The organism is Peribacillus sp. TH16 (assembly GCF_016651095.1).
Classification (GTDB): domain Bacteria; phylum Bacillota; class Bacilli; order Bacillales; family DSM-1321; genus Peribacillus; species Peribacillus butanolivorans.
The window spans coordinates 1,536,573-1,555,999 of record NZ_JAEKEM010000002.1; the positions used below are offsets into that span (position 1 = coordinate 1,536,573).

The window sequence follows — 19,427 nt, forward strand, 5'->3', positions numbered from 1 at the left end:
GCTATTAACCAAGTTAGATGGATTAATACGACAATTTTTCTATAGACTCACTAAGGTTTGTTTTGATATCTTTATTAAGGCTAATTTACACTGGGGAGAGAATAGACATGGATAAACATTCAATTTCAGCTGAAAAAGGCGCCTATATCAGTATTGCCGCTTACATATTCTTGTCTGCTCTTAAATTGTCATTTGGTTATTTTGGAGACTCTAAGGGACTATGGGCAGATGGTTTAAATAACACAACCGACATCATCGCTTCCATAGCCGTATTGATTGGATTAAAAATATCTAAGCGACCACCTGATGATAATCATTCATATGGTCATTTGCGAGCGGAAACTGTAGCCTCGTTAGTAGCTGCCTTCATTATGATTACAGTTGGCCTGCAGGTTATTTTTAGTGCTGTAAAATCTTTCTTCTATCAAGATTCAACGACGGTTCCCAATATGCTGACTGCTTATGTTGCTATATTCTCCGCAATTTTTATGTACGGGATTTATCGTTACAACTTAGCATTAAGCAAAAAAATTAACAGCGCCTCCATTTATGCAGTTGCACAGGATAATCGGTCTGATGCTCTGGTCAGTATTGGTGCTTCTATAGGAATTTTAGGTACTAAGATAGGGATTTTCTGGCTAGATGCAATAGCTGCATTAGTAGTTGGAATCATCATCTGTAAAACAGCTTGGGATATTTTCCGCGATGCTTCTATCTCTTTAACCGATGGTTTTGACGAGCAGCTACTACAACAAATCGGACAAACCATTTTATTAACAGAAGGTGTTAAAAACATGAGTGAAATTAAAGCTCGTATGCATGGTAGTGAAATTCTACTCGAAGCTACCGTTCATGTAAACCCACTTTTGACCGTCATCCAAAGCCACGATATTACGGTGAAAATCGAGGAAAACCTTTTAAAAGAATATAATATTCAACATGTGATTGTTCATATCGAACCATATACATTCCCCAAAAAAAGGTAACCGTCATTAATTTTACGGATGCCTTTTTTATCTTTATAATCCACTACTCACAGTAATAAAACTGTGTCAAAAAAAGGGATTTCCTACTTAATTGCCGAATATTTATCCAATTGATGCATGTTTAAAGAACGGTAATCTGTTATCATAAAAGCACAATGTAATTATTTTGATATTTTGTAATTTTATTCTAAACCATAAATCTTAAGCTCAAAGAAAATTCATTTTCCTACAGTATGGAGGGCAAAATGGTATCTAATCGAGAAATGACCATTCACTTTTTATCTTCTCAAAAAGGCAGTATCATTTCCAAATGGAATGATGAGCTGTTGCATTTACCGGATGGATATATAGGGTATTTTAAAGGAGAAGTAGAAAATATTTTTAACCTGCTAATTGATCAGATTGGAAAATCAGATACTGACATAGGAGATGTACTGAAGGTCGTAGGAGAAAAAATTGCATCTGATCGAGTTAAGAAGCAGCTAAATATGGAAATTTTCTGTGCCACTGCGGCTATCGGTAGATCCATCATCATTGATCACGTTCTAAATTCTGAGGCAACTAAAGAAGAAGTATCCGATCTAATTCATCAAATTAACGCTTACTTCGATAAACTCATTCAATATGCATTATCCTATTTTACCGAATTGAAAACGAAGGAGCTTGAAGCACGTTATCAGTTTATAAGCCCTAACCATAAGGACCGTTTGACACTCCTAGGCCAAATGACCTCAAGCTTTGTTCACGAATTCAGAAATCCACTTACTTCCATCATGGGATTTATTCAATTATTACAAGCAGAACAGCCTGAGATAAAATACCTAGATATTATTTCAAAAGAATTAGATCAGCTCAATTATCGGATTACTCAGTTTCTTAATATCTCTAAGAAAGAAACTTTTGAATCACAACCGGATCTATTTTCTATTGCCCAGCTAGTAAATGAAGTGATTGAATTTTTATATCCTAGCATTTTGGAAGTAAATGCTTCCATAACTTGTAATATCGCTGATGATGCCGTGATTTCTGGTTCTAAAGAGGAATTTCGTCAGGTTTTACTAAATATCATTTTAAATGCTCTTGATGTGGTTGCGGGAATGCCTTCACCATCCATATACATTTCCGGTTCAGAATCACCATCCGGTATTTTATCCTTAAATATTTCAAACAATGGCCCTAAGATACCTGAAGAGGTTCTACCAAATATTTTCGAACCGTTTATTACAACTAAAAAAAGGGGTACAGGATTAGGACTATTCGTTTGTAAAGAGATTGTTTTAAAACATCAAGGAACCTTAACATGCCATTCAACAGATTTCTTAACGACTTTCTCAATACAAATAAAAACAAAATAAAGTATAATATCCGTTATATCTATGGATCCATTAGTGTAAAAATTTTGACTGATTCGAGTATAGTTACTTATACTAATAGTTAGGTTCCACTACTAATCGAGGTGAATGACCCTATAGATTGAAAATAAAAAACATCATAAATTTTCATACTAGACAAAACGATATTTATTTTTCATCTAACATTTGATAAGATAACAACATTTCATTCATTATTGGTTTTGGGAGGTGACTGGGAAAATTAAATCGTTCGACATAACAAACGATTCAATTAAGTCCCACACTATTTGGACATTTTAGGTTTTATAATAGTAATTATCTTAATCGCTGTAACTGCTTTTTTTGTGGCTTCAGAATTTTCAATTATCAGGGTGCGAAGCTCAAGAATTGATCAATTGATAGAAGAAGGCAACAGAAAAGCCATTGCGGCCAAAAAGGTTACATCTGATCTTGATGAATACCTATCAGCCACACAGCTTGGAATTACCGTGACTGCTCTAGGGTTAGGGTGGCTTGGACAGGACACCATCCTTAAATTGATAGGACCTTTATTCGGGGCCTTGAATTTCCCAGGCGAAGTCACAAGCATTCTAGCTTTTGTCATTTCCTTTTCACTGATAACATTTTTGAATGTCGTTGTGGGTGAATTGGCTCCAAAGACCGTTGCCATCCAAAAGGCTGAGCAAGTGACTTTGGCTATCGCCAAACCATTGATTCTTTTCCATAAGATTGCCTTCCCTTTCATCTGGGTATTAAATCATTCTTCTCGTTTTGTTGTCGGATTGCTTGGCTTCAAGCCTGCTTCTGAAAGTGAAATTGCCCATACAGAGGAAGAATTGCGTTTCATCCTCTCTGATAGCTATAAAAGTGGAGAGATTAACCAATCAGAATTTAAATATGTAAGTAACATTTTTGATTTCGATGACCGTGTTGCCAAAGAAATCATGGTCCCAAGGACGGAGATTCTTACCATCTCAAAAGATGAAACGGTACAAGAATTCGTCGATGTGGCTAAACTAGAAAAATACACCAGGTACCCTGTTGTCGAAGGTGATAAAGACCATGTTATCGGCTTAGTCAACTTAAAGGAAGTTTTTTCAGATCTTATTAAGAATCGAGAAATCCATTCAAAAGCAATTGAAAATTATACTCGCCCAATTATTCGGGTCATGGAAAATATTCCGATTCATGATTTACTGCTGAAAATGCAAAAAGAACGCATTCATATGGCGATCTTGATGGATGAATACGGCGGTACTTCCGGTCTTGTCACGGTTGAAGATATCCTTGAGGAAATCGTTGGTGAAATTCGCGATGAATTCGACATTGATGAAGTCGCATCCATCCGAAAAATTAAGGATGGGCACTATATTTTAGACTCTAAACTTCTTGTAAAGGAAGTGAACGATTTACTCGGCATTCACTTAGAGGAAGATGATGTTGATACAATCGGTGGATGGGTTTTAACGGAGAATTATGATGTAAATGTTGGCGACATCATGGAAAAAGACGGATTTTGCTTTAAAGTGATTGAAATGGAAGATCACGCCATTCGTTATATTGAAGTGACAAAAAAGGTCGAACAGCTACCTCTTGAAGAAGACCTTCCTCAAGGATAACGAATAAAAAACAGCCTCGTAAAAGTAAATTTTACGAGGCTGTTTTTTATAGTGATCACTTTTCAGAAAACCGGCCCATTTTCTTGACCGTTACGATTGGAGGTGTACTCTTTTTTTTCCAAATAATATAAAGAATGATAAGAACAAAGGAAAAACCAGCTACAGGAATTAAATAGGGAGAAGTAATCTCACTAATCTGCTGCCAATTCTCCCCGAGAATCCTTCCTAAGGTTAGAAATAAAATGGTCCAAGGTATTAAGGCAGCAACCGTATAAAAGATGAACTTCCAAACAGACATTCTCGCAATTCCTGCAGGGATAGAAATAGCATGGCGGACGACCGGGATGAAACGAGCCGTAAAAACCACTCCAACCCCATAACGATGGAACCACTCTTCAGCCATTACAATATGTTTTTCTTTTATTAAAATATATTTCCCATACTTTAAAAGAAATGGCCGTCCTCCGAAATAACCCGCCCAATAGAGAAATAATTGCGCTATCGTCCCTCCTACTACACCTGCAAGGACAGCCCCCCAAAAGTTCATTTTACCCTGACCAACTAAATAGCCTCCGTATCCGAGAACGAGCTCACTCGGGATGATTTCGACCATCAAACCTAATAAAACACCTATATACCCCATTCCTGCAAACCAATTTAATATCGTCATAATAAGCTGTGACATCATGCAATCGGACTCCCCTTAAGGCTAATTTCAAAATGTTTGTCCTTCTATCCTATTGCAGCACATAACGTTCTATTCGATTTTTTGCATGGAGTATTCTCTTCTTCATTAAGGAATTCATTCCCGAAAGCACAAAAAAAAGACCAGTTGGAATTATCTCCGGTCTCATTGCATTAATATTCTTTTAGATCCCGTTTTTGTTGAAATTGAGAAAAAACAGCTGTGGTGAGTAAGGATGAGTCATTTTGATAAACATTAGTGAAAATCTCCTGACGAGATTTCGTTTTTTCAATATGAATCCCGAGATTTTTATACTTCTTGATTATTTCGTTAGTCATACTTACTCTCCCTTTCTGCTGTATCTTTATCCTTTAACTTCCCAAATAACGAATATATAAAACCTATTTAAAGAATTGAATTGAAAAACCATACAGTGTCATGTTAACACTTGTCAATTAACTTGAATTGTTTGCAATCGATGTTCGTGTACTTCGTCTTTTTCAACATGAACCTGAACTTTATAGGTGCCGGGTTCAACAAAAGATACCTTATTTTGGTAATTTCCTTTTTCCTCTTCTTTAGCTTTGGTGAAATGGCTTTCTTCGCTACCTTCTTTCCACACCTCAAAATTCACATCTGCATTTGTCAAAGGCTTTCCATTCAATTCTACAGTTGTTTCAAAGTTCGAACTGCTTCCTGCCTTCACAGGGTTACTTTGAAAATCAATTGAAACATCCGTACTTGGATGAGCAGATGCGCCTTCACTTTCATGATCCGTAACGACAACTTCTTTTTCCGGCATCACATGCAGCCCTTTGGCTGTTACATGGGCAACCACATAATATTTCCCTTGTTCATTAAACGTATGCATCACTTGATATGTACCACTTCCTGTATTCTTCGCCTCCAGCATTTCCCGTTTGTCCTGTCCCGACTTTCTTACTTCAAACAGAACCTCACCAGCTTCATTTACCAAATTACTTCCTTGTTTTACTGTTGTTTCAAGGATTACTTCTTTGCCAGGAACCAATTTCCCTTTAATGACGATTGATGCTTCCATTGATTCTGGAATAACAGTATTCACTTCTTTATCCTCTGGCATTTCAGACTCTTGACAGCCGGCTAACATAAATAACAACGCAGTACACACATAGAGTTTTTTCATTATAACGTTCCTTTACTATTTATTAGACCCAAAATCTGTCCTTTTCATATTGCCCATCCTTCCCTAATTTCAGATTTTTATACAATTTTTCATCATGCAGTCCGCATTACGGTCACTGAAGTCAGCAGAGCTACAGCAATAATCGTTAAAAATGAATAAATAAAGATAGAAATGTCGACCACACTTAGTCCGAAAAGAAGAACACATCCATCAATAAAGAAAATTAACAATCCAACATTTAGCCCGCTCTTTCTTGAAAGGATTTGAGCCAACATATCCGTTCCACCTGTTGATGTTCCATACCGAAGCATGAGTCCAATCCCAAGCCCAATCAATCCTCCTCCAATTATTGCACTAACATAAACAGGAAGATTCCATTCAATGACTGCCTCGGAAAAAATATCGATACATAAGGAGGAAAAAAGTAAGCCATGCAAGCTGTTAACAAATAGTTTTTTTTCAAAATACCATGCATATATATATAATGGAATACTACTCAAAATCACACCCAGCCCTGTTGGAAGCCCTATATAATAATGAAAAATCAGCCCAATTCCTATCATGCCACCATCTAATAAATGATAAGGTATCAGAAAAAAATTGATTCCCACCCCTACTAGCATGCTTCCAGCAATAATCGCTGTCATTTTTTCTATGATCTTCATGACCCCCACCTCCTTTTAAAATGCATAAACCTGTCCAGTTTCTATAGAATATGTTTATACAATCTAAAAAATAATGAAACTAACCAATTTTTGTGAGAACAGCCCTTTTGTTTTCTGAATATTCTATCATAAATGCGATAAAGCAGAGGAAATAGTCAAAAATCGCTAATTAGTAGATCAAAGTGATCCTTTACAAGGAATATACCGGATTTAAGGAGTCGTAAGCTGTTTGACTGAATGACTAACTCTTTCTATAATGAAAGTATTTAAATTTATTAAACTGAGGTGATTGGATGGGATATTAAAGAATGTTCGTTTTGACGGACGGACGCTGCTTTGCCTGACGAACAAGGGCATACTTTTGAAAAGCTTGTGCACTTCTTCAAGCAGAAATTCTTCTTTTTCCCGTCTGCGCATCGCTAATCACATACACTAGTATTCTCTTCATCATTTAAAAACGGGAATTCGAGCTGATACACATATAGCTTTTCTTAAAACTTGCAGCTCGTTAAGTGACTCCCGACAGTATTTAGCAAGCAAAAAAAATATACTTGTATATTTTAAAAATGTAGGAGGTGGACTCCTTATTCGTCTCAGAGGCGAGTTAAGGGAGACTATTTGGACATAATAAACTTGGTTCTTATTGCCATTTTAATTGCTTTAACAGCATTTTTTGTAGCTACGGAGTTTGCAATTGTTAAAGTGAGAAGCACGAGGATCGATCAACTAATTGAAGAAGGCAAGCCAAATGCTGTTTCTGCAAGGCAGGTCACATCCAACCTCGATGAATATTTATCAACATGCCAGCTCGGAATTACTATAACTGCTTTAGGGCTTGGGGTACTTGGAGAACCGACAGTTGAACACATTTTGCGGCCACTTTTAAATCAATTAAACCTTCCTGAATCAGCTTCACATGCACTCTCAGTTGCGATTGCCTTTTCTTTTATTACCTTCATACATGTAGTTATTGGAGAACTGGCACCGAAAACATTGGCGATTCAAAAAGCAGAGCAGGTAACTTTATTTGTTGCTAAACCTTTAATTGCATTCAATAAAGTCATGTATCCTTTCATCTGGGTACTAAATGGCTCTGCAAGGACGCTAACAAAAATGCTCGGATTAAAAGCAGTTTCTGAACATGATTTGGCTCATACAGAGGAAGAGCTTCGTATCATTGTTTCCGAAAGCTACAAAAGTGGCGAAATTAACCAATCAGAGTTTAAATATGTGAATAAAATTTTTGAATTCGATGATCGAATTGCAAAAGAAATCATGGTTCCACGTACAGAAATCGCTACGATATCTAAAGATGATACGATTCAACAATTTTTCACCATAATGACTGAAGAGAACTTTACTCGCTATCCTGTCATCGACGGCGATAAAGATCATGTTATTGGAATGGTGAATATCAAAGAACTATTCACTGAAATGATAGATAAAAGTAATCAGGCATCGACAACGATAAATAGATATGTTCGCCCTATTATCCGTGTCATTGACAGTATTCCGATTCATGATTTACTTTTAAAGATGCAAAAAGAACGTATTCACATGGCTATCCTCATGGATGAATACGGCGGCACATCAGGTTTGGTAACCGTTGAAGATATTCTTGAGGAAATTGTTGGTGATATTCGAGATGAATTCGATTTGGATGAAGTACCGGATGTTCGCAAATTAAAAGAAGATCATTATATTATCGATGCAAAGGTATTAGTAAGTGAAGTGAATGATTTACTGGGACTGGATATCAACGATGAAGATATTGATACCATGGGCGGATGGATTCTTACTGAGAATTACGAAGCCAAACAAGGTGATATCCTGACTTATGGTCCCTATCACTTTAAAATAAAAGAAATGGAAGACCACCATATCTGCTATATTGAAATATATAAACCAGCAAAAGTCGTGGGCGAAGTAAAAGAATTTCCGATAATATCGCAAACTGAAATTGTTTCATGATAAAATGCCCCCCCGCTCTAAATGAGCGGGGGGGTATTTTAATCCCTCAACACTTTATCCTCTAGATTTAGGTACATCAAACAAATATCTCACATATTATATAAGAAAACCCAGCTTATTATTTTGATTGACAACATTAAGTATAGTTCAACCTTTATTGTTTCATACTGTTAGATAAGCTATATTTTATGAAGGAGTGAGGACTTATGAAACTCATAACCATTTGCCAGCACTGCAAAGGGAAAGGGAAAACCCGCTATCTACAATTTTTTTCACGGAACTGCAATCAATGTAACGGACAAGGAAAAGCGGTTAAAGATATGTCTAATTTAAGAAATCATGCAAAAAACCTCTAACAATCTTTCAAATTTTAAAGTTAGGCTTGATAACACCTGATTTTTTTAAGGTGTTATAAACGATAAGGACTGCCGGCCCTAGGAAAAGCCCAATAAAACCAAGCATCTTAAACCCTAAATAAAGACTGATTAACGAGGCCAATGGAGTTAATCCCATATTCGCTGAATAGACCTTGGGTTCAATCGTTCTTCTTATGATAGTTATGACCAAGAATAAGATAATTAGGCCGATTCCAAGATGATGGTTTCCTTGTGCCCATACAATAATGGCCCAAGGAACAAGTACAGATCCTGTCCCCAGTATAGGAAGAATGTCCACTACAACTATTAGTAGTGCCAATAACATCGTATATTTCACATTTAACAACCATAGTCCCGTATAAGCCATGATAAACGTGAATAAACTTAACAAGATTTGAGCCTTAATGAAGCCTATTGCTGCCATACTTAAATCTTGATAAACTAGTGATATTTTTTGATATGTGGACGTCTTTAAATAAAGGAAAGCCTTTTTTCTTAGCTTTGGTAATTCTAGGCTGATCAAAAACAAAGCGATTAAATAAATCAAAAAATCAATGAAAAATCCAGGAACAAGTGTAACAAATTGGACCATATCCTGAACAAAATCCTTTGTAAACCCTTCAAGCGCTTTGACCCCTTTTTCCATCGTATTTTCAATCGACTGAATGAGGTTTGGCGGCAATGTTTGAGAATATTGCTCCCATTGCCTAATAACCGGCAGAATAGCCGTCAGGTACATCTCACGAATAAAACCAGGAAATTTCTCCGAATAGACAATGACTCTCTTGATTAAAACTGAAAGCAAAAAATATGTGATGCTCATGAGCCCGCCTACATACAAAATAAAAGAAATTAAAACGGCCCAAAGGCGATGTAGTTTTAATGTTTTACTAATTAGGCGAACTAATCCATCCAAAAGAATAGCTGTTAGTAACGCCAAAATTAATGCCCATGAGTAGGGAATTAAAAATAGTATAACTAATAAGAGAACACCCCTCCAAAACCAGCGAAAAAACAAAGCAACATTCACTAAATAAACCCTCCTAGCACTTTCTTGTTTCTCCTTATATTTATGAGACAATATCCCATATATTTCGCTTATACGTTTTATTTTCTCAATAAGGGGAAAAAGAGAAACAAAGAAAAGGAGGGATTGACATTGGATAACAAAGATAAAGAAAAGTTTCTTGAAGAGCGTAACAATAAATCTAAGGCATTCAAAGAGAATCAAGAAAAGCAGCTAGAGCGTGACCAAGTTGTCATGCCCATTGAAGATTTACCAATTGATGAAATTAAATATGAACGAGAAGAAGAACGAAATAAAAAGGAAACTAAACAACGTTCCACCAGCGAAAGATTTTAAAGAAAAAACCAGCCAATCTAAGGCTGGTTTTTTCTTTAAGAAATCATGTTGTAAGTCACCCCAATTGGCAGCTATCTTTTCTGGCGGCAAGATGTAGATATCATGTTTTTTCATTTCATTTCATTTCATTTCATTTCATTTCACAATTCTCATTTTTTATTACCCGAATTTTATTTTTGTCTTGATAATAAGTATATTGTCCATCAAAATTCAATCTAAAAATAACGGTATACATTTACATGGAAAAATAAAAAAAGCCATTCTTTATAAGGATTCGTCTGTCAGTTTTTATTTGCTTCTTGATTGATTTAAAATGATTTAGGGAGGCTTTACTATTATACTTCTCTTCCCTCCCCTCGCTTCCAAAAAAAAACATTGACTGAAATGAATGATTCTTTACAATAGACTTTTAAGAATTAAAGAATATAATGGATTGGTCAACCATTATAAAGGAGAATCATATGACGAACCCTACTCAATTATTTCATCAATATTTACAAGTATCCAGATCATTAGTTAGTAAAATGAATGAACAAATTACAACCCTTGAAATTTATCATAATCAGTGGACAATCTTGAATTATTTAAAGAACTGTGGATATTCCACCATCCCCGATATTTGCAATTACTTGGATGTAGATAGTGTTATCATCACACGTTCGGTCAACAGCATGGAACAGAATAATATGATTAAGCAGGTCCCTGGAAAAGATGAACAGGAAAAGCGAATCGAACTGACTCCCAAGGGCAAAGAAGTACATACAAAATGCCTTAAGATTGCAGAAAAGATTGAAGGAAAAGCCCTGGATGGCATTACTGAAGAAGAGCAGGACTTATTTTTCCAGACGGTCCTTAAAATCCTCAATAATATAAGGAACTGAATTGGTGCCTTATATTATTGTGAAAGAAGTGATAGTCATGGCCTTTTCCATTGACCTCTTTTGAGTAAGCAACGAGCTAAAGCCATGCCTTTTTTAAAAGTCGGATTCCTTCTTCGATTTCCCTTTCGGTTAAACCACCATACCCAATTAAAATAGTCGGCTCTTTTACCTTCTTTGAATGATAAACTGAAGTTGGATGGACTTTCACCCCGACACTAGCAGCCATTTGAATGAGCTCTGACTCAGTGCTGCTGTTTTTCACTTTTAACAGAACGTGTAACCCTGACTTTTCACCAATTACAGTTACACGATCATTAAAATTCTCTTCAATTGCATTCAGTAACACCTTATTTTTTTTACGATAAATCGTACGCATTTTATTCAGATGGCGTTCCCAATGTCCATTTTTCATAAAAAGACAGAGCGTTTCTTGAATCATTCTAGAAACGGTCTGTTTGTAACCTTTTAACTTTTCATGATAAATAATAGCTAACTCCTTTGGTAACACCATATAGCCCACTCTAATCGTTGGAATCAACGATTTTGAAAACGTACCTAAGTAGATAACCCTTCCATTTATGTCCAATCCTTGTAAGGAAGGAATTGGTTTGCCTGCATGACGGAATTCCCCGTCATAATCATCTTCAATAATATAGCCGTTGTTTTTCTCCGCCCAATTCAATAATTCCACCCTTCTAGTTATCGGCATGATCATGCCGGAAGGAAATTGATGGGAAGGTGTGACATAGGCAACATTCGCAGCACTCTCTTTCAAAGTGTCAACACTCATTCCACTTTCATCTAACGGAATGAATGTCATATGGGCTCCCTCCAACCTCAATACCTCCCTAACCCGATGAAAGCAAGGGTCTTCCACCCCAAAGATCCGCTCATTTCCAAGAAGTAACCGTAGTAGATGGATTAAATACTGTGTACCTGCACCGATTATGATTTGATCAGGAACACAGCGAACTCCTCTTGATTGAAAAAGATAGGCAGCAATCTCAGTTCGGAGACCAACTTCCCCTTGAGAATCACCACTGATAAACAATTCTCTTTCCTGATGATACAACGTATTATTTAAACATTTTTTCCACACGGAATGCGGGAAAGAGTCTATGTCCACCCGTCCATGGTTGAAATCTATCTTGCTCGTTTCACGTTGAGGGTATATCATTCCCTGTGAAACAGGCAACTGTTCCATTATAGGTAGTATCCGTTCTAAATCAGCTACGTAATAACCTTTCCTTAAACGACTTTCCACATATCCTTCTGCTATTAACTGCTGATAAGCTGCATCCACTGTATTCAAGCCTATTCCTAAATGAACGGCAAGCTTTCGTTTAGAAGGTAATTTAATTCCAGCATTTATTTGTCCATTCTGAATTTCCACTTTAATATATTCATACAACTGAAGATATAACGGCTCTTTTTTTGTTTTTTCTAGAGTTAGAGTGATTTCAAACATCTGGACCTCCCTTAAAACTGGTTCTATAAATTATATCAGTTTTGGTTCTTATTACAGGACCAGAATATTTTTATAATTGAGATATCAACCAATAGGAGGAAAAATATGGATTACATTGAGCTAATCGGGAAACATGTGACCCTCACCCCAATGATGGAAAATCATATCGAACCGCTTTATGCTGCATCCCTGCCATCTGAAATTTGGGAATGGAGCGCCACAAAGATTTTGTCATATGAAGAGGCTGTGTCCTATGTAAAGGAAGGGATTCGAACAAGGGAAAAAGGACTGCACTATCCATTTGTCGTTATCGATCACGCTAATGATTCGATTATCGGCAGCACTAGCCTAAGAAATATTCAATTTGACAATCAGACGCTAGAAATCGGTTCAACTTGGTATCACCCCACCAAATGGCGGACAGCCGTTAACACAGAATGTAAGTACCTCCTTTTACAGCATGCCTTTGAAAAGTTGCGAATGAATCGAGTTGAATTTAGGACTGACGAATTGAACATAAATTCACGAGCGGCCATAATTAGGCTTGGCGCAGTTGAAGAAGGCTTATTACGTATGGAGAAAAAACTGAAAGATGGACGGGTGAGAAATACCATGATTTACAGCATTCTCAAGCACGAATGGCCTATTGTGAAGCACAAGTTGGAAGCATTTTTGGAAAGATGAGAATAGATAAAAAGAGTGCCTTTTGTTATGGACACTCTTTTTATCCTGCTACTATTTTTCAGATGACTCTTTATGATTTCCCTCGATTTTCGTTAACGAATCCTTTTGCTTTTTCGTTGATCGAATGAATATGAACACGACAATCGCAAATAAAAGCGGCATTAATAAAGCAAAAAGAAGATAAATCATATCTCCAAAGAACACGTTCCTTCCCCCTAAGCAAGTGCAGTCTTTCACCCGATGAAATGGAGGCCAGCCAATCATTCCGACTAGTTTTCCAACCATCTGAATCCCTGCGTCAACCCGCACTGTTGTCTGTAAAGTTTTTCAGTCCAATTTGATGATCGTTAGAAAGTCTCCGGGTTCCTTCAAATACTTTGTGATAAACGAATCATATCCAGACATTGAATTCCATTTTCATAAATAGCCTCTGGATAGTTCATAATAAAAAAATCACGATCGACCCCAGTGATTCTAAAACCACATTTTTGATAAAGGGCAAGCTGCCCTATCCCTGAATTCCCAGTACCAATCTCAATAGTTTTGTAACCTTGTGACTTAGCATAGTGAACAGCATGCATGACTAGTTGTTTTCCAATCCCTCTTCCGTGAAGTTGTTCTACCACTGCGATGTTGACTATCTCTATTAGTTCAGGTCTTATTTCTAACAAAACATACACTCCAATTATCTGCTCATCTATTTCAGCTACAAAGCACATCCCTTTTTCCAAGTATGCATTGACCAAATCCCTTGAAGGGTCGGCTAATAGCAACAAGTGCATGGGAGGTAACTCATCTGGATATAATTTTCTTATCTCCATTAGTGCTCTCCTTTTAGTTCCTCAACAAGCAGTGATATCAATTCAGATGCTGGAAATTCCCTACTCAGTTTATATCCCTGTCCTGCCCATAAAGCCATCAATTCAGGATTGTTTTTTTGTCCTGCTGCTTTTCGCATTTGCTTGGTCATATGATGAACATAAGGATAGGCCGCCGGTGCATCATTATCATATTCAGTTAAAAAATGATTCACCAAACCGCGTGCCCGGCGTCCGCTGAAGGCTCGAGTAACCGCCGTTTGAGTAAAACGCGCATCATTAAGAGCTGCCTTATGAACGGGACTTGCACCACTCTCGGGACAGCGAAGAAAAGCAGTACCCAACTGTGCCGATGTTGCCCCTGCTGCAAGGACGGCAGCGATATCCATTCCGTGCATCAGCCCGCCTGCCGCAATAATCGGTAATTCCAGTTCATTTTTAATCATTCGTATTAACACTAAAAGACCATAATCTTCTTCTATCCGGTTTTCAAAACTAGCTCGATGCCCCCCTGCTTCAATACCTTGTACACATAGAACATCGGCACCTGCCCCAGCAGCCGTTTTTGCTTCATAAAGGTTGGTTACTGTTACGACAATAATGGAGCCTACGCTTTGGAGCTCCCTAATTACATCTGTCTTAGGGCATCCAAACGTAAAACTAACAACAGCAGCACGCAACTCTTTTAATACGGCTAATTTATTTACCCAATCATCATCATCGCTGATTCCTTCCCCAATCAAAACCCCTACACTCTCCGCCTCTTTTTCTATTTTTTCACGATAGGCAGATAGTATCTCTTCGTCAACAACCTCTTGATTTGGCACAAAGACATTCACCCCAAATGGGTGATCCGTCAATTGGCGGGTCTCCTCTAATTCTTTTTTCATGGCTTCCGCCGTCTTATAGCCAGCCGCGAGAAAGCCTAATCCCCCTGCATTAGATACCGCAGCCGCAAGCTTTGGAGTGGAAGCGCCTCCTGCCATCGGTGCTTGAATGATAGGATATCTCACTAAATCTTTGAACATTCGATACAACTCCTTTTCATTTTTCTTCATGCTCTTATCATTTTTACGTTTTCTTGGTATAATGATTGTCTGTAAGAGAAAAGTGTCTTAATGATCACCCTTTATATCTTGCAAATATAAAACATAGGTGGTAAATCAAAAATGGAAACAAAGCCCTATAGAGTTTTACTGTACTATTTATATGTACCAATCGAGAACCACGAGGAATTCGCAGCCGAGCATCTTGCGGCCTGTAAAGAGCTTGAATTAAAAGGCCGAATCCTAGTGGCATCAGAAGGAATCAACGGAACTGTTTCAGGTACGATTGAACAAACAAACCAATATATGGACATGATGAGAAGCGATTCCCGCTTTGCTGATATCGTGTTTAAAATAGATGAAGCAGATGGCCATGCCTTCAAAAAAATGCATGTTCGTCCTAAAAACGAACTTGTCACGCTTCGATTGGAAGATGACATCAATCCTAATCAGACAACAGGCAACTACTTGAGCCCGAAGGAATTTTTCGAGCAAATGCAAGATGAAAATACAGTCGTCCTTGATGCCAGAAATGACTACGAATATGAAATAGGTCATTTCAGAGGCGCAGTCAAGCCAGATATCACAAATTTCCGTGACCTTCCGGATTGGGTACGAGAAAACAAGCAGATGTTTGAAGGTAAAAAAATCCTTACGTATTGCACAGGTGGAATCCGCTGCGAGAAATTCTCCGGCTGGCTTGTCAAAGAAGGCTATGAGGATGTTAGTCAGCTTCACGGCGGCATCGCAACCTACGGGAAAGACCCGGAAGTTCAAGGCGACCTTTGGGATGGTCAAATGTATGTATTCGATGAAAGAATTGCTGTTCCGATCAATCAAAAAGAACATGTCATTGTCGGTCGCGATATTTTCTCTGGCGAACCATGTGAACGCTATGTCAATTGCGCTAACCCTGAGTGCAACAAAAAAATCCTTTGCAGTGAAGAAAACGAACACAAACATATGCGCAGCTGTACTCACGAATGCCGGGTGCATCCGCGTAACCGCTATGTAGTTGAGCATAACTTATCTAAAGAAGAAGTAGCAGAAAGACTACAGCAAATTGAAGAAGCCGTTACGGCTGAATAATCAAGCAGACCCGAATCAGTAGATGATTGTCCCTATTCGGGTTTTTTTTATCCTCCTATTTAATCTTCAGAAATTTTTTTCAAGATGTAAATCTACATCTTGAAATTCCCCCTACTGCTTTGGCATTCAATAAACTTCTAAACTAACTATCCGAAAATACAATCACTTCTTGTACTTCTATATCTAATCTTACTTCTATATCTAAATAGAAAAAACCTTTTTAAAAATCAAAAATAATAATTTAAATCAAGAAGAGCAAAAAAGACTTTTTTGTTATAGTACAATTTTCTTCTTTTCATAAACTTTTAATATTGTTTAGGACTTTTCAATCTAGAGGAATCAAGGACTATCCTAGAACTATAGAAAGAATTATCATAATTTTATAACCAATTAATGTTAACCCTGTAAATATAGTGAAAACCAAAAGAAGGAATTTTTCATGGTAGCAAGTCAACAGCAACCCGGATTACATACTAACTTGTCTGATACTCAACTTCAAAAATTCAACCAAATGCTCGTATTTGTTTCTCAAAATAATGAGTTTTATAGAGAAAAGCTAGATAATATATCTTTTCGAGCTATTTTACATTTTGAATATTCTAAAAATTTATTTCATATTGAATCACCTTGCAATAGAATTTGATAGAATTCATTCCCTTGATGACTCATATTTAGATTTAATGGATGATTCTTGTTTCAGGAAGACTTGTAGAATCCAGTGGGAAACGTAAACTACGTGTATGTTATATTTTAATAAAAGGATTAAAATGGAGGATAACCCAATGTACCAATTTCAACATGAATTTCAACGAAAAGAAAGGATATTTAAGGCCTACATCTTTTTATTTATCATAACAGCGTTAGTCAATGTCTTTCTATTTTTGGTGGATAATAATTCAAGTTACCCGATTCTTCGTGGAAGTATCAGTCTATTACTTTTCTGTACCACTCTATACTTTGGCTTGCGAAGGAACCTTTGGGCTGTGCTTATCATTAAATCTTTTGTCTGGGTGCATCTATTCTTACTAATTATCATCTCTCTTAGTTTTATCTTCATGTAAAAAGCGATTCCTCCTTAGAAGAATCGCTCATGCTAATTACTTATTTTTCCTCTTCACTTACAACAATTCCACATGCTTGTCTGTCACCTGCATCACCTGTTTTCAAGGTATCTTCATCTGGTCCCTTTTCTCCATTAGCTCCATATCGGTCAGGGATATTAGCAAAATTGTCCGGGTTTGCATGAACGATGACAGCCAACTCTTCTTTCTTGAGTTGGTCTACCGTTATGCTATCTAATGTTGCCGTATATTTTGCAGTCCCATCTGCTTTTACATAAAGAGGGGGCATATCCCCTGCATGACTGGAGTGTGTTTCTTCAGTTGGATTGAAGTGGCCTCCTGCTGTAGTAAAAGGACCTTCCTTTGCATCCGCGTCACATGCTGCGTTTTCGTGAACATGGAACCCATGATAGCCTGGCTCTAAGCCTTCCAAAGCAGTCTCAATCACTACAGAATTCTCATCAGCGGAAAAGTTGACAGTACCTAATGTTTTCCCCTCTACATCTTTGACTTCTGCCTTCACCTGCGAATCTACCTCCGTTGGCGAATCTTGACTCACTGTTTTTGCATCTTCAGCATTTTTGTCGGCACCATTTGAATTATCCTCTGAATTGCATCCATACAGCAAAAAGGCAGCACACATAGGCAGCATCAGTTTTTGTTTATAATTCATCCTACATTCCCTCTCTCTTTTATGTATATTCTTCTTACATACTTTCCACTATTATGGAAGAATAAACAGAGATTAGGATAAATAGGTAAATAGATTACACTAGTGAGAGGAAGCACCTTACTAATTTCACAGTCAAAGATTTTTTATTGTAGCTTAATAGACTCACATTTTACAATGAGATAACGCCGAAAGTAATGGCTGCTATCGTCATGACGATTGTTGTCCCAAACGCCCATTTAAAAAGAAATTTTTGATGGTCTCCAAAATCCACACCGACAAGGCCAATCAAAATGAATGTCGCAGGTACCAATGGGGATAAGGGAAATCCTGTTGTTGAATGACCTAACAAAGCTGCCCTGCCTATTTCTACAGGAGTAATTCCAAAGTTCGATGCTGTTTCACTTATAATAGGAAGAATTCCAAAGTAGTAGGCATCAGGTGAAAAAATGAAGCCCATCGGAATGCTCGTAAGTGCTACCACTAAAGGTAAATGTGCACCAAGCCAATCTGGAATAACCGTTACGATAGAAGCTGCCATCGAATCCATCATTTTTGTTTCCGTGAATACACCCGTAAAAATTCCGGCCGCGAAAATTAATGTACAAATCATGACAAAACTATTGGCATGACTTAGAATTCTTTCCTGCTGTTCTTGTGGATTTGGAAAGTTAACAAATAAAGCTATCGCAAAAGCAGCAGCAAATAAGATTTGGATTGGTAGCACTTCCATCACCAACAACACCATAAGTAAAATTGTTAAGAACCAATTAAACCAAAATAACTTGGATGTTCCATTAGAAGCTTCAACAGCCGCAGCTTGCTCGCTCATTCCAGGAGGCATAGCAGTCTCCATCGGACTAACACCTAATCTCTCTCTCTCCCTTTTGCCAAGTATATAAGCCGCAAACAGTGTCCATAACAGACCGCAAATCATAACAGGTATAAGTGGGATGAATAAATCTGATACTTCCACTTGAAGACTGGCGGCCGCTCTTACTAACGGACCTCCCCAAGGAATAATATTCATGACACCTGCAGCTAAACCAACGACACTGGCCAATACAAGCCTGTTCATCCCTAACTTCATATAAAGCGGTAGCATTGCTGAAACGGTGATCATAAATGTGGAAGAACCGTCTCCATCTAAACCTACTAACATCGTTATAATGGCAGTAGCCATGACAATTTTTAGCGGGTCGCCTTTTACAAAACTCAGTATTTTTGCGATCATAGGTTCAAATAAACCAACGTCAATCATCAAACCAAAATATAAAATAGCAAAAACAATCATGACTGCTGTTGGTGTTACCTTTAAAATACCTGCCACCATCATTTCTCCCATTTCGGAAGCAAACCCACCAATCAAGCCAAAAGCTATAGCAGTGAAGATGAAAGCGACAACTACGGATAGACGCTTTGTGATGACTAAGACAAGAAACGTTAAAATCATGCAAAACCCTAGAATTGATAACATGTGAAAATCTCCTTTAATTTGAAAAGTAAACGTACTTCTTTTTAATGCAA

General features: G+C 37.4%; 20 protein-coding genes. 9 read left to right on the forward strand and 11 right to left on the reverse strand.

Annotated elements, in window-relative coordinates; translation table 11 throughout:
- The first annotated feature begins 107 nt into the window (after nucleotides 1–107).
- From JFV29_RS07410 to JFV29_RS07420, 3 genes are all read left to right on the forward strand, one after another.
- The gene (locus JFV29_RS07410; RefSeq protein WP_201182143.1) at nucleotides 108–986 is read left to right on the forward strand and encodes a cation diffusion facilitator family transporter; all 879 of its coding nucleotides are present in this window, start codon (nucleotides 108–110) and stop codon (nucleotides 984–986) included.
- 245 nt (nucleotides 987–1,231) lie between these two features.
- A complete protein-coding gene (locus JFV29_RS07415; RefSeq protein ID WP_201182145.1) occupies nucleotides 1,232–2,341 on the forward strand; it encodes a histidine kinase N-terminal domain-containing protein in 1,110 nt (369 codons plus the stop codon).
- A 284-nt stretch (nucleotides 2,342–2,625) separates the two neighbouring features.
- Entirely contained in the window at nucleotides 2,626–3,957 is a 1,332-nt protein-coding gene (locus tag JFV29_RS07420; RefSeq protein WP_201182147.1) for a hemolysin family protein, read from the forward strand.
- Between the two features lie 55 nt (nucleotides 3,958–4,012).
- Here the strand turns inward: JFV29_RS07420 and JFV29_RS07425 are convergent, their stop codons facing one another.
- The 4 genes from JFV29_RS07425 to JFV29_RS07440 form a co-directional block, all read right to left on the reverse strand.
- Nucleotides 4,013–4,642 carry a DedA family protein gene (locus tag JFV29_RS07425; RefSeq protein WP_201183434.1) on the reverse strand — a complete coding sequence of 210 codons (630 nt, stop codon included), beginning with the start codon at nucleotides 4,640–4,642 and terminating at the stop codon, nucleotides 4,013–4,015.
- Between the two features lie 173 nt (nucleotides 4,643–4,815).
- Nucleotides 4,816–4,980 carry an Lmo0850 family protein gene (locus tag JFV29_RS07430; protein ID WP_157443799.1) on the reverse strand — a complete coding sequence of 55 codons (165 nt, stop codon included), beginning with the start codon at nucleotides 4,978–4,980 and terminating at the stop codon, nucleotides 4,816–4,818.
- Between the two features lie 113 nt (nucleotides 4,981–5,093).
- Nucleotides 5,094–5,807 (reverse strand): FixH family protein, encoded by a 714-nt coding sequence (locus JFV29_RS07435; protein ID WP_201182149.1) that lies wholly within the window; start codon nucleotides 5,805–5,807, stop codon nucleotides 5,094–5,096.
- Nucleotides 5,808–5,899: 92 nt separating this feature from the next.
- On the reverse strand, nucleotides 5,900–6,472 hold the full coding sequence (locus JFV29_RS07440; protein WP_207196268.1) for a YitT family protein: 573 nt from the start codon (nucleotides 6,470–6,472) through the stop codon (nucleotides 5,900–5,902).
- A 618-nt stretch (nucleotides 6,473–7,090) separates the two neighbouring features.
- Between JFV29_RS07440 and JFV29_RS07445 the strand changes: the two genes are divergently transcribed.
- On the forward strand, nucleotides 7,091–8,443 hold the full coding sequence (locus JFV29_RS07445) for a hemolysin family protein (protein ID WP_201182151.1): 1,353 nt from the start codon (nucleotides 7,091–7,093) through the stop codon (nucleotides 8,441–8,443).
- Between the two features lie 363 nt (nucleotides 8,444–8,806).
- On the opposite strand, the gene ytvI is transcribed toward JFV29_RS07445, so the two are convergent.
- Nucleotides 8,807–9,850: a sporulation integral membrane protein YtvI gene (ytvI, locus tag JFV29_RS07450; protein WP_309558681.1), complete on the reverse strand. Its 1,044-nt coding sequence runs from the start codon at nucleotides 9,848–9,850 to the stop codon at nucleotides 8,807–8,809.
- Nucleotides 9,851–9,979: 129 nt separating this feature from the next.
- Here ytvI and JFV29_RS07455 point away from each other — a divergent pair, with 129 nt between their 5' ends.
- Together JFV29_RS07455 and JFV29_RS07460 are read left to right on the forward strand one after the other, a co-directional pair.
- The gene (locus JFV29_RS07455) at nucleotides 9,980–10,183 is read left to right on the forward strand and encodes a hypothetical protein (RefSeq protein WP_053344821.1); all 204 of its coding nucleotides are present in this window, start codon (nucleotides 9,980–9,982) and stop codon (nucleotides 10,181–10,183) included.
- A 461-nt stretch (nucleotides 10,184–10,644) separates the two neighbouring features.
- A complete protein-coding gene (locus tag JFV29_RS07460) occupies nucleotides 10,645–11,064 on the forward strand; it encodes a MarR family winged helix-turn-helix transcriptional regulator (RefSeq protein WP_201182153.1) in 420 nt (139 codons plus the stop codon).
- 76 nt (nucleotides 11,065–11,140) lie between these two features.
- Here JFV29_RS07460 and pdxR read toward each other — a convergent pair whose 3' ends face one another.
- On the reverse strand, nucleotides 11,141–12,532 hold the full coding sequence (gene pdxR / locus JFV29_RS07465) for a MocR-like pyridoxine biosynthesis transcription factor PdxR (RefSeq protein WP_201182155.1): 1,392 nt from the start codon (nucleotides 12,530–12,532) through the stop codon (nucleotides 11,141–11,143).
- A gap of 105 nt (nucleotides 12,533–12,637) precedes the next feature.
- Here pdxR and JFV29_RS07470 point away from each other — a divergent pair, with 105 nt between their 5' ends.
- A complete protein-coding gene (locus JFV29_RS07470; RefSeq protein ID WP_201182157.1) occupies nucleotides 12,638–13,216 on the forward strand; it encodes a GNAT family N-acetyltransferase in 579 nt (192 codons plus the stop codon).
- Between the two features lie 51 nt (nucleotides 13,217–13,267).
- On the opposite strand, the gene JFV29_RS07475 is transcribed toward JFV29_RS07470, so the two are convergent.
- The 3 genes from JFV29_RS07475 to JFV29_RS07485 form a co-directional block, all read right to left on the reverse strand.
- A complete protein-coding gene (locus JFV29_RS07475) occupies nucleotides 13,268–13,420 on the reverse strand; it encodes a hypothetical protein (protein WP_162258201.1) in 153 nt (50 codons plus the stop codon).
- Nucleotides 13,421–13,584: 164 nt separating this feature from the next.
- Nucleotides 13,585–14,037 (reverse strand): GNAT family N-acetyltransferase, encoded by a 453-nt coding sequence (locus JFV29_RS07480; protein WP_201182159.1) that lies wholly within the window; start codon nucleotides 14,035–14,037, stop codon nucleotides 13,585–13,587.
- Nucleotides 14,037–15,062 carry a nitronate monooxygenase gene (locus JFV29_RS07485; RefSeq protein ID WP_201182161.1) on the reverse strand — a complete coding sequence of 342 codons (1,026 nt, stop codon included), beginning with the start codon at nucleotides 15,060–15,062 and terminating at the stop codon, nucleotides 14,037–14,039. Before JFV29_RS07485 ends, JFV29_RS07480 begins: the two co-directional genes overlap by 1 nt.
- A 141-nt stretch (nucleotides 15,063–15,203) precedes the next feature.
- On the opposite strand from JFV29_RS07485, the gene trhO reads away from it, so the two are divergent.
- Together trhO and JFV29_RS07495 are read left to right on the forward strand one after the other, a co-directional pair.
- Nucleotides 15,204–16,169, forward strand: coding sequence for an oxygen-dependent tRNA uridine(34) hydroxylase TrhO (trhO, locus tag JFV29_RS07490; RefSeq protein WP_201182163.1), 966 nt, complete (start codon nucleotides 15,204–15,206; stop codon nucleotides 16,167–16,169).
- A gap of 439 nt (nucleotides 16,170–16,608) precedes the next feature.
- A complete protein-coding gene (locus JFV29_RS07495; RefSeq protein WP_201182165.1) occupies nucleotides 16,609–16,812 on the forward strand; it encodes a hypothetical protein in 204 nt (67 codons plus the stop codon).
- A 458-nt stretch (nucleotides 16,813–17,270) separates the two neighbouring features.
- Here the strand turns inward: JFV29_RS07495 and JFV29_RS07500 are convergent, their stop codons facing one another.
- The gene (locus JFV29_RS07500; RefSeq protein ID WP_201182166.1) at nucleotides 17,271–17,903 is read right to left on the reverse strand and encodes a superoxide dismutase family protein; all 633 of its coding nucleotides are present in this window, start codon (nucleotides 17,901–17,903) and stop codon (nucleotides 17,271–17,273) included.
- 169 nt (nucleotides 17,904–18,072) lie between these two features.
- Entirely contained in the window at nucleotides 18,073–19,377 is a 1,305-nt protein-coding gene (locus tag JFV29_RS07505) for a CitMHS family transporter (RefSeq protein ID WP_053344807.1), read from the reverse strand.
- Nucleotides 19,378–19,427 lie beyond the last annotated feature (50 nt).